Source organism: Paenibacillus sp. 3LSP (genome assembly GCF_032465655.1).
In the GTDB taxonomy this organism is placed as follows: domain Bacteria; phylum Bacillota; class Bacilli; order Paenibacillales; family Paenibacillaceae; genus Fontibacillus; species Fontibacillus barengoltzii.
On sequence record NZ_JAWDJI010000012.1, the window covers coordinates 24,687 to 34,771 of the forward strand.

A 10,085-nucleotide genomic window follows, 5' to 3' on the forward strand; every position below is an offset into this window, starting at 1 on the left:
GTATTAGGAAAATGGTTTGGACGATTTTCCAGCGGCTGATCGCCTCGTTGCTGGTTATTTTCGGATCGCTGGTGCTGGTCTTCACCATTTTGTACATCCTGCCCGGTGATCCGACGGACGTGATGATTGACCCTTCGCTGGCCACGCCGGAGGCAATTGCGGCTTTACGACACCAACTTGGCGTTGATCAGCCGTTCCATGTTCAGCTCCTGCGGTATTTCGGCGGTATTGTCCGAGGGGACTTCGGCAACTCGCTGCTGAATTCGGACCCCGTGCTGCCTAAGATCGTGGAGAGCTTGCCTGCTACGCTCGCCCTAACGGCTGCCAGCGCCTTCGTGTCCGTCGTTGTCGGGATTCTGCTGGGCGTTCTATCGGCGATCCATCGCAACCGGGCGATTGACATCATTGCCCGGATCGTCGGATTATTTGGCATCTCCATGCCGACGTTCTGGTCAGGCATTCTCCTGATCCTCATCTTCTCGATTACGCTGGGGTGGTTCCCGGCAATGGGGTCGGACGGTTGGAGAACTTTGGTCTTACCGGCCCTTGCGCTGGGCACCGTCGGGGCGGGATTTATCCTCCGGATGGTTCGAAGCAGCATGCTCGACGTCATTGGGGAACAATTTATCGTCACTTTGCGCTCTAAAGGACTCACCGAGCGAGCGGTGATGTACCGGCATGCGCTCAGGAATGCCTTAATCCCGGCTGTGACGATGATCGGCATGCTGATCGGTGAGATGCTGGCCGGCACCGTCGTCATCGAGACCGTATTTTCCCGGCAGGGCATCGGCAGGGTGATTTCAGATGCCATCCTGGCCAAGGACTTGCCGGTGGTTCAAGGCGTCATCCTGTTTTCTGCCGCTATTTATGTCCTCGTTAATCTGCTCGTGGACATTTCTTATGCGATGATCGATCCACGAGTTCGACGATCCACTTCATGAGGCTCACGTACTCTATAAACGGGAGGGATATCGAGTGAGAGAAGCGATTTTCTCCAAAACAGTCTGGCGTGAACGTAAGGCCGGAGCTTCGGCTGCACCGCGAAAAGGTCGATTTTCGGTGAATGACCTGCTTCTGGTGTTGGCCGGATTATTCATCTTGTTTATCGTCGCATGCGCGATCGTCCCTTCCTGGATCGCTCCTTACGCTCCGACGGAAATGCTGACGGACCGCATCCTGCAGGCGCCGGGCCGAGCGCATCTGTTTGGTACGGATTATTTCGGCAGGGATGTCTTCAGCGTGATCGTGCATGGAAGCCGCGATTCTCTTTTTATCGGGCTCGCTTCCGTGCTGACCGGCGGGTTAGTCGGCGGGGCTTTTGGCGCCGTCGCCGGGTATGCGGGCGGCTGGGTCGATACAGTCATGATGCGAATCAACGATATTTTGATGACGATTCCGGGGATTCTTCTTGCGCTTGCCATCGCAGCAGCCCTTGGCCCCAGCCTGTTTAACATTGTGCTGGCTGTTGCCGTCTCCTCCGTACCGGGGTATGCCCGCGTGATGCGAGCTCAAATCATGAGCATCAAAAACCGCACGTTCGTGAAAGCTTCCGCCTCCATCGGCGCCTCGCCTTGGTCAATCTTCTGGAAGCATGTGTTGCCGAATTCCCTTTCTCCGCTGCTGGTTATGGCGGCCGTGGGGATCGGAACGTCAATTCTTACGGGATCGGGGCTGAGCTTCCTCGGTCTGGGCGTGCTTCGCGAAATCCCGGACTGGGGGACGCTGCTGTCCCAGGGCAGAGGTTATCTGACCGTAGCTTGGTGGATCTGTACCTTCCCCGGTTTGGCGATCACTCTGTTTGTCCTGGCGGTGAATATGCTGGGGGATCGTCTGAGAGATCATCTGGATCCGAAAAAACTTACGCAGCGATAGGAGGAGGCCATGAGGAGCGCATTGTTGGATATTCAGCAGCTATCCGTTGATTTCAGCACCCGGAACGGACTGATCCAGGCGATTCGGGATGTCACCTTAACGATTGGAGAAGGGGAAACCGTCTGTCTTGTCGGCGAGTCTGGAAGCGGCAAGACGGTCACCTCGAAAGCTATTATGCGCTTGATCGATCATGAGAACGGCAGAATCACAGGCGGCAGCCTCCGCTTAGGGGAAACCGAACTGACAGGACTGTCTGAGGCAGAGCTTCGCCGGGTTCGTGGAAAGAAGATGGCGATGGTATTCCAAGAGCCGATGGCCGCCTTTGACCCGGTCTTTACGATCGGCAGGCAAATTCGGGAAACGATTCTGCAGCATGAGCGGATTTCCAAACGGGAGGCCGATGAGCGTGCGGTTCGCCTGCTTGAACGCGTGGGCATTCCGGAACCGAGGCTGCGGCTGAAGCAATACCCAGGCGAGCTGTCGGGCGGAATGCTTCAACGGGCGATGATCGCGATGGCGCTGTCCTGCGGCCCGGATCTGCTGATTGCAGATGAGCCGACAACTGCCCTGGATGTGACGATCCAAGTGCAAATTCTTAGCTTGCTGAAGGACCTGCAGCAAGAGTTCGGAATGTCGATTCTGCTCATCACGCATGATTTGGGGATTGCTGCAGATATCGCTGATCGTATTGTCGTGATGTATGCCGGAGAAATTGTGGAGGAGGCGCCGGCAGAGCAATTGTTCCGACTCCCACACCATCCGTATACCCGTGGGCTGCTTCGCTCCATCGCCACACTGGATACCGTCCGCGGGACCCGGCTGCATTCCATCGAAGGCTCAATTCCCAGCCTGGCTGAGCCGCCCAGCGGGTGCCGGTTTCATCCCCGTTGCCCTTACGCCACAGAAAGCTGCATGAGGGAAGCGCCGCCTCTAGTGACAGATGCAAAAGGCCGGCGAACCGCCTGCTGGCACTCCGAAGAGCTGGTTCGGCAGGACAGCTGGCTTGCGCCGCCGCAGGAACCGGAAATCGAAGCTGCCCAGATCCACGCAGGCCGTTCTTCCTCGGTGGGCGAGGGAGCCATCTCAACGACCGAACCGATGGATGGAAACGAAGGTGAGGTGCTGTTTGCCGCTGAGCATTTGCGCAAGTATTACCGCGTTCACGGCGGAGGCTTAGGGAGGCGGGCCCGGCTGATCCGTGCCGTAGACGATGTCTCGTTTACGATTAAGAAAGGGGAAACCTTTGGCCTGGTTGGTGAATCTGGCAGCGGGAAGTCGACGCTGGGGAGGGTGCTGTTGCAGATGGAGAGAGCGACTGCGGGCAAAGTATTGTTCGCCGGCGAGGATCTTACCCAATTAAGCGGAGCTGCCTTGCGTTCAGCCCGTCGGCATATGCAGACGATTTTTCAAAATCCTTACGGCTCGTTTGATCCAAGGTGGAAAATTGGAGACAGCATCGCCGAACCGCTTAAGGTTCACGGAGAATTGCCTCCGGGGAAAATCAAGGAGCGCGTTCGCGAACTGTTGGAGCTCGTTGGTCTGGATCCGTCCTGGGACGAACGATATCCGCACGAGTTCTCCGGCGGGCAGCGGCAACGTATTGGCATCGCTCGGGCTATTGCCTTGAACCCGCAGTTCATCCTGGCGGATGAAGCGGTCTCGGCTCTGGACGTATCCGTCCAAGCCCAGATTATCAACCTGCTGCAGGACCTGCAGCAGAGGCTGGGGCTGACCTATCTGTTTATCGCTCACGGACTGCAGGTCGTACGTCATATTTCCGACCGAATCGGCGTGATGTATCTCGGGAAACTGGTGGAAATTGCCCCAAGCGAATCGCTGTTCCTTCGACCGGCCCATCCGTATACCCGGGCGTTAATCGACTCCATTCCCCGCAGCCGCCCAGGCGAGGGGCAAAGGCAGCTCCCCCGCGGCATCGCTGGTGAAATCCCGTCTCCGGCTAATCCCCCGGCGGGCTGCCGGTTTCACACGCGCTGCCCGTTTGCCGTCCCGCGCTGCCGGGAGGAGGAGCCGCAGCTCAGGCCGCTCGAAGGCGGCCATTATGCGGCCTGTCATTTTCCGTTATGAACACCCTAACGGAACGCCGGTTTTGGTCGATTCTCCTGACGTTGTTTTTAGGCTCTTTTGCCGGGGTCTATCACGTCGTGTCGCTAAACGTCTCGCTTCCTGGCTTCATCGACATCTTTCATGCCGAGTTGAATACCGTGCAATGGGTGATTACCGGATTTTCGTTGGCTTGCGGCATGATCGCACCGATCAGCGGATATGTCTGCCTTCGATTTGGGAGTAAACGGGTGTTTCTGTGGTCGCTGGCAGGAATCACCGCGACCTCGCTGTTGTGCGCCATCTCTTGGAACGTTCAGGCGCTGATCGGATTTCGTATCCTGCAGGGAGTGTTCTGCGGCCTGATCCAACCGGTCTCCCTGATGATGATTTATCAGACGCTGCCACGCGAACGCCAACCGGTTGCCGTGAGCGTCTGGTCGTTCTCCACCGTACTGGCCACAGCGATAGGTCCTTCGTTAAGCGGTTGGTTTCAACAGGTAGATTGGCATTTGATTTTTCTCGTAACTGTGCCGCTGGGCATCGGAGCTTGGATCGCTGCGAAGGTAATGCTGCCGGCCGCAGGAGGCGCTGACGCTTCAAGAAAATTAGATATCGCCGGGCTGCTTCTTGCCACCGGAGGAAGCCTGGCCATGCTGCTGCTGTTCGGCAATTTGCATCAATGGGGGCTTGCTTCACCCTTGACCTGGGCGTGCTTGATCGCCGGCGGTGCAGCCTTTGTAATGTTTGTACGTGTGGAGTTGCGCACCCCAGAGCCGCTGTTGAATCTGCGCTTGTTTCGTAATTTACCCTTTACAGCCAGCTTAAGTCTAACCCTGATTCTTACGGTAGCCCTGTACTCCGGGGTGTATTTCATCCCGCTGTTCCTCGAGGAAATCCGCGGAATGACCGCCTTCCATATCGGGCTGCTGTTCCTTCCGGCCGCGGCGTGCTTGACCTTGGCGACCTTCCTCTCAGGGAAAATGTACGCTTCCCGCGGTCCTGCGCTCTTGATTGGTGCAGGCTGCTTGCTGCTGCTGGCGGCCAACCTGCATTTCAGCCGCCTGCATCCGGAGATGACACTGATTTCAGTGATCGTCTGGTTATGCATTCGTAATGCCGGTACGGGGCTTGCCCTCACTCCAGCCACCGGCAGTGCGATGGGGGCAGTATCCGAGCAAGAATCGGGAGATGCTTCGGCATTGCTCAGCTGGCTTAGGCAAATTGTCAGTTCCATCTCACTGGGAATGTTCACGTCCGTCTTTTACGTTCGTTTGGGCATCCATGAAGCTCGCCTCAATATCGGTCCTGAGGAGAGATTGAGTCGAGAGTTATACAGGGAGGCGTATACGCAGAGCATTGGCGATGCCTTTTGGCTGGCGAGCGGGTTGATTGCTGCGTCGATCCCGCTGGTTTGGCTGATCCGCAGAACAAGACAGCCACAAGATGCCGGTGCTCCTGCCTTCAAACGTTCTCTATGAGGAAAAATAAGGAAACACAGCTTATTAACCGGCAGGAGGCAAGAGCCTGATGAAAGTTGCTTTGTTCAGCTTGATGATGAATGTTCCTAATGCGGTAACCGGAGAATCGTGGACGGCACAGCAAAAATTTCAAAATGTGATCGACCAGGCCATCCTCGCCGAAGAGCTGGGGTTCGATGCTTATGGGATCGGAGAGAGACACGGGGAACCCTTTCTCTCTTCTTCCCCTCCGTTGGTGCTGACCGCGATTGCTGCACAGACCAACCGCATTCGCCTTCTCACCACCGTTACGGTGTTAAGCGTGCTTGACCCGGTTCGGGTCGCTGAGGATTATGCTACCTTGGACCATTTGTCCGGAGGAAGGCTGACGATGATCATCGGCAAAGGTAACGATCCTCGGCATTACCCGCTATTTGGCATCACAGAAGAAGAGCAGTGGGAGTCGCTTGCCGAACGATACGGTTTGTTGAAGCGGCTCTGGACAGAGGAGAAGGTAACCTGGTCGGGCCGTTACCGACCGCCGCTACAAGAGGTGACGACCTTTCCGCGACCTTTCCAGCCGGAAATCCCCATATGGCATGGCAGCGCGTCCAGCACGTTGTCTACCGAGCTCGCCGCCCGGTATGGGGAGCCGATTTTTTCTTCGAACTCTTTTCACCAAATGGATAAATATAAAGCCTTAATCGATCATTATCGTGAACGATTGGTTTATTACGGCCACGATCCCGATCAAGCGGTGGTGGGGGCGGGTTCGGGCAGTTTGTATCTTGCGGATACGTATGAGGAGGCCTTGCGGCGGTTTCGGCCTTATTATGAAGTGTTCAGCGGAACGGAAGCTGCCAAGCACAATCAGTCGCCGTTCACTTCACTGGAGGATGTGGTGGAACGGGGGCCGGCCTTGATCGGCAACGCGGAACAGGTCATCGCCAAAATCCTGAAATATCACAAAGCATTCGGCCATACCGTGCTGGGGATCAGTGTGGATGGATTAAGCGAGGCTGAGCAACGCGAACAGCTTCACCGGTTTGCCGAAGAGGTGCTGCCTGTATTGAAACGGGAGATTCCCAGCCCTGTGTTCCGCGGAATTTAATAAAAAGAGCTTCTTTACACCCATAAGGGGGAAGAGAAGCTCTTTTTTGCTGTGCGCTCAACCGCCCAGCTGCGATTTCACTTGCTGCACTTCCTGATGGTCCGCTATCATCGCCGGTTGGTAGAATCCCTTCGACTGAGCCAGCTGGAACAGCTCGTATTGCGATTTCTCGCAATTGTCCCGAATTTGCTGAATCGTTGATCTCAGCTGGGGATTCGCGCATTCAGAAATGACGCTGGAGTAGGTGGTCAGGCTGCTTTTGACCATAGACAACGCGTCGTTCACCATATCTTTATCCTGCATCATCGTGTCAAGCTCCTCCTAATTTAGAAATGACATCAGCTGCTGCTTCGTATTTAGTGCGTCTTGGGCTGATTTTTGGAAATAGGCTTTGACCTGCGGATCAACGGCTTGCTGGGCGTAGGCAAGCATTTTTTGATGGGCCGTTTCATGAGCGCCGATCAGATGCCGCAGGCTTTGCAGCTCTTGTTGATTGATATGGGACATGCCATCTGCTCCTTTCACTTGGTATTCGCCGGTTATTGTTTGCATAACTGGAGCAAATATGCGGAGGAGGCGTTTTTTCTTGGAAAAAAGCAGCGGATCTATGAAGAGCATTACAATTCTCATCCCATGTGAACTATTAAAATAGTCACTGTAATTTTGCGGAAAATAGTTAAAAATAAAGATGAAACGTTATCTAGACTCATTCCAATGAGGCAGTTCAAGCAGCAGGGTATCAATCTATGAAAATTTAATACAAAGGTGGAATCATCATGTCCAGGCGAGGCAATCCTTTCCAATTGTTGAAGAGATTCAGGTTCCATTCGCTAACTGGCAAAATGCTGGGAATGATCGTGCTGCTTATGACGATATGCGCCGTTTCTTTCACGTTGGTGGCCTATTATGAGGTTCAACGATCCATGACCAGTCAGATGAAGAGTGACGGGACGACTCTGGTGACCAATATTAAACGCGAAATCATCAGCAATAAGTTGTTGGATAAGAAAGAACTGCAGAAGGTATTTCAAACCATCATGGAGGAAGGCGACGGCAATCTTATTTATGTCTCGCTCTACGATGCCCAGGGGAATCTGATCGTATCGGATAACAGTCAGATTGCTGGAGGCTCCGCAGGAGAAAATGACGCCGTTGCTTCTGCATCGCTCACGAAGTCGAGCATGGATTTAACCACCGTGGTGGCCAAACAAGAGACCACAGGCCAAATACTAAAAACGCCAAGCGGTGAGAAGGTTTATAATATTTCAACGGATTTTACATATAACCAGGAGCTCTCCGGTGCATTAAATTTGGGGATCTCGCTGAAAAGCATGAATGAGCAAATTCGTGATGCCCTGATTGAGACGATCGGGATGTCGCTGATCATATTGCTGCTAGCAGTTGGCTTGGGCATTTGGATGGGGCGCCGGATGATCCGTCCGATCCAGAAGATGTCTGAATGCATCAAGCGGTATGCTGCAGGGGATTTTACAGAAGAATTTCACCATCACAGCCAGGATGAAATCGGCAAAATGGCTCAGGATCTGGCCCATATGCGCAGCAAGCTGGGCGGAATGATGGAGAACATCCAGCAACGTGCCAGCCAAGTCACCTTCGGTTCGCAGCAGCTCTCGGTAATGATCGGAGAGAGCTCGCAAGCGGCGAAGGAAATCTCAACCGCGACCGAAGCGCTGGCGACCGGTTCCAGCGATTTGGCGGTGCATGCGCAGGAGGGGTTTGAGCGGCTGAATAGCTTAGCCGAAGAGATTGTTGCCCTGACCGCGCGGGCAGACCAGATGAAGGCAAGAATTGAAGAGACGCAGGAAGCGAACCAAACGACGATGAACAGCATGAAGCAACTGCAGAAGGCGATCCGGGATAACGCGGAAGTTACCGTCAACATCGAGGAGCAGGTGAACGACCTCAGCGACAAATCGCAGTCAATCACCCAGGTGACGACCGTGATTAAGGCGGTTGCCGAGCAAACACACTTATTGGCGCTGAACGCTATGATCGAAAGTGCAAGGGCTGGCGAACAAGGTCGGGGCTTTGCGGTAGTGGCGGAGCAAATTCGCAAGCTGGCGGAACAAACGACAGGTTCGGTGCAGGGGATCGAGGAGATGGTGCGAGAAGTGGCTGCTGCGGTTGAGAAGACCCGGGAGTATATGCACCAGGGGACCGAAGTCATTACTCGGACGAGCGAGGTGTCGCGGGAGACGGGACAAGCGTTCCGGCAAATCGATCAGACGATCCATCAGATGATTGCAGGCATGCAAGAGCTGATCGAAGGCATCACGCAAGTAAACAGCGACAAAAACGAAGTGATCGGCACCATCGAAAACATCTCCTCCATCGCTCAGGAATCTACGGCATCGACTGAGGAAATCTCGGCTTCTACCGAACAGCAACTCGCCAGCATGGAGCAGGTGTCCGCTTCGGCCGTCGAGATGAAAGAGATCGCCGACGATTTGCATCGGATGGTGGGACAATTTAAGTTCTAAGTTGATAGCCACCAAGAACACCCCGTTTCTCTCAATTTTTTCGGAGGAACGGGGTGTATTTTCTTCCGCTTCAGATATTTTGCTTTATAATAGAACCCAGGCAATGGCTTGAACGATGACATGAGAGGTGGAGGGTGCATGAAGACGACAGAGCTGGCTGTTCCCCGATTAGGGGTGGGCGCGGTCATTCGGAATGATCGGGGAGAGATTCTAATGGTGCTGCGTAATCGGGAGCCGGAAAAGGACACTTGGAGCATCCCCGGCGGCAAAATCGATATCTATGAGACGATGGAGCACGGCGTTGTGCGGGAAATCAAAGAAGAGGTGAACCTCGATATCGCAGTCATTGGGGTACTGTGTACGGCAGAGACGATCCAACCGGAAAAAGCAGAGCATTGGGTCTCGGTGATTTACGAAGCGGAGATTGTTGGCGGCGAGCTGCGGAATATGGAGGAAGGGGGCGCGATCGGGGCGATCGACTGGTTCCCGCTCCATCGCTTGCCGGACAAGCTGGCTAGTTTCACAACGGCTGCGGTTGCGGCGTTAAGGCAACAGAAGTAGGCGGGGAATAAGAAAAAGGGGAGACCTGTTCCATCAGCGTGGATATCGGTCTCCCCTTTCGTTGGAACGAGTAATCATCCGCGTTTGGCCAATGACAGGCGAAGCTCGCGCCGCTGTCCGTGCACCTGTGCGTACACCGCAACGAGCTGGGTTAACAAGCCGGCGATGCACACACCGGTCCAGCCGAAATGCGCATAGCTGAACGAGCCAATCCAGGAGCCCAGAGCTCCGCCGATGAAGTACGAGACCATATAGATCGTATTGATACGGTTGCGGAACTCGTCGCTGATGGCGTGGATGCGGGCCTGGTTGGAGATCTGTGTCGACTGGACACCAAGGTCGAGCAGAATGACGCCGACAACCAAGCCCGCCAAGGTGTAGCCGAAGCCGAGCATGCAGGCGTAGGCGAGGATCACCGCGCCCATGCCGATGGCGATGGTGAAGCGCGGGCTGCGCCGATCGGCCATTCGCCCGGCGACCGGCGCAGCCATGGCCCCGACGACGCCGATCAGGCCGAAC

General features: G+C 55.0%; 10 protein-coding genes. 7 read left to right on the forward strand and 3 right to left on the reverse strand.

Features of this window, described 5'->3' with window-relative positions; genetic code table 11:
• Positions 1–11: 11 nt before the first annotated feature.
• From RW092_RS00685 to RW092_RS00705, 5 genes are read left to right on the forward strand one after another with little or no spacing between them, the layout of a single operon-like run.
• A complete protein-coding gene (locus RW092_RS00685; RefSeq protein ID WP_016313345.1) occupies positions 12–941 on the forward strand; it encodes an ABC transporter permease in 930 nt (309 codons plus the stop codon).
• Positions 942–975: 34 nt separating this feature from the next.
• Positions 976–1,872 (forward strand): ABC transporter permease, encoded by an 897-nt coding sequence (locus RW092_RS00690; protein ID WP_016313344.1) that lies wholly within the window; start codon positions 976–978, stop codon positions 1,870–1,872.
• Positions 1,873–1,881: 9 nt separating this feature from the next.
• Positions 1,882–3,957 carry an ABC transporter ATP-binding protein gene (locus tag RW092_RS00695; RefSeq protein WP_316009241.1) on the forward strand — a complete coding sequence of 692 codons (2,076 nt, stop codon included), beginning with the start codon at positions 1,882–1,884 and terminating at the stop codon, positions 3,955–3,957.
• Complete coding sequence (locus tag RW092_RS00700) at positions 3,954–5,414, forward strand: DHA2 family efflux MFS transporter permease subunit (protein ID WP_016313342.1); 1,461 nt, start codon at positions 3,954–3,956, stop codon at positions 5,412–5,414. The genes RW092_RS00695 and RW092_RS00700 overlap by 4 nt, the downstream gene beginning before the upstream one ends.
• Before the next feature lie 49 nt (positions 5,415–5,463).
• Positions 5,464–6,504, forward strand: a complete 1,041-nt coding sequence (locus RW092_RS00705) for an LLM class flavin-dependent oxidoreductase (protein WP_316009242.1) — start codon at positions 5,464–5,466, stop codon at positions 6,502–6,504.
• Between the two features lie 57 nt (positions 6,505–6,561).
• Here the strand turns inward: RW092_RS00705 and RW092_RS00710 are convergent, their stop codons facing one another.
• Positions 6,562–6,810, reverse strand: a complete 249-nt coding sequence (locus RW092_RS00710; protein WP_016313339.1) for a spore coat protein — start codon at positions 6,808–6,810, stop codon at positions 6,562–6,564.
• A gap of 15 nt (positions 6,811–6,825) precedes the next feature.
• Positions 6,826–7,011, reverse strand: coding sequence for a hypothetical protein (locus RW092_RS00715; RefSeq protein ID WP_016313338.1), 186 nt, complete (start codon positions 7,009–7,011; stop codon positions 6,826–6,828).
• A 299-nt stretch (positions 7,012–7,310) separates the two neighbouring features.
• Between RW092_RS00715 and RW092_RS00720 the strand changes: the two genes are divergently transcribed.
• Positions 7,311–9,005 (forward strand): methyl-accepting chemotaxis protein, encoded by a 1,695-nt coding sequence (locus tag RW092_RS00720; RefSeq protein WP_316009243.1) that lies wholly within the window; start codon positions 7,311–7,313, stop codon positions 9,003–9,005.
• A 138-nt stretch (positions 9,006–9,143) separates the two neighbouring features.
• Positions 9,144–9,566 (forward strand): NUDIX domain-containing protein, encoded by a 423-nt coding sequence (locus tag RW092_RS00725; protein ID WP_316009244.1) that lies wholly within the window; start codon positions 9,144–9,146, stop codon positions 9,564–9,566.
• 74 nt (positions 9,567–9,640) lie between these two features.
• On the opposite strand, the gene RW092_RS00730 is transcribed toward RW092_RS00725, so the two are convergent.
• Positions 9,641–10,085 (reverse strand): MFS transporter (locus RW092_RS00730; protein WP_316009245.1); only part of this gene is annotated, 445 nt, incomplete at its 5' end.

Bases quoted from the DNA above. Each gene is read 5' to 3' on its own strand.
- RW092_RS00685 (WP_016313345.1), top strand. From the start codon at position 12: ATGGTTTGGACGATTTTCCAGCGGCTGATCGCCTCGTTGCTGGTTATT.
- RW092_RS00695 (WP_316009241.1), top strand. From the start codon at position 1,882: ATGAGGAGCGCATTGTTGGATATTCAGCAGCTATCCGTTGATTTCAGC.
- RW092_RS00700 (WP_016313342.1), top strand. From the start codon at position 3,954: ATGAACACCCTAACGGAACGCCGGTTTTGGTCGATTCTCCTGACGTTG.
- RW092_RS00705 (WP_316009242.1), top strand. From the start codon at position 5,464: ATGAAAGTTGCTTTGTTCAGCTTGATGATGAATGTTCCTAATGCGGTA.
- RW092_RS00710 (WP_016313339.1), bottom strand. From the start codon at position 6,810: ATGATGCAGGATAAAGATATGGTGAACGACGCGTTGTCTATGGTCAAA.
- RW092_RS00715 (WP_016313338.1), bottom strand. From the start codon at position 7,011: ATGTCCCATATCAATCAACAAGAGCTGCAAAGCCTGCGGCATCTGATC.
- RW092_RS00725 (WP_316009244.1), top strand. From the start codon at position 9,144: ATGAAGACGACAGAGCTGGCTGTTCCCCGATTAGGGGTGGGCGCGGTC.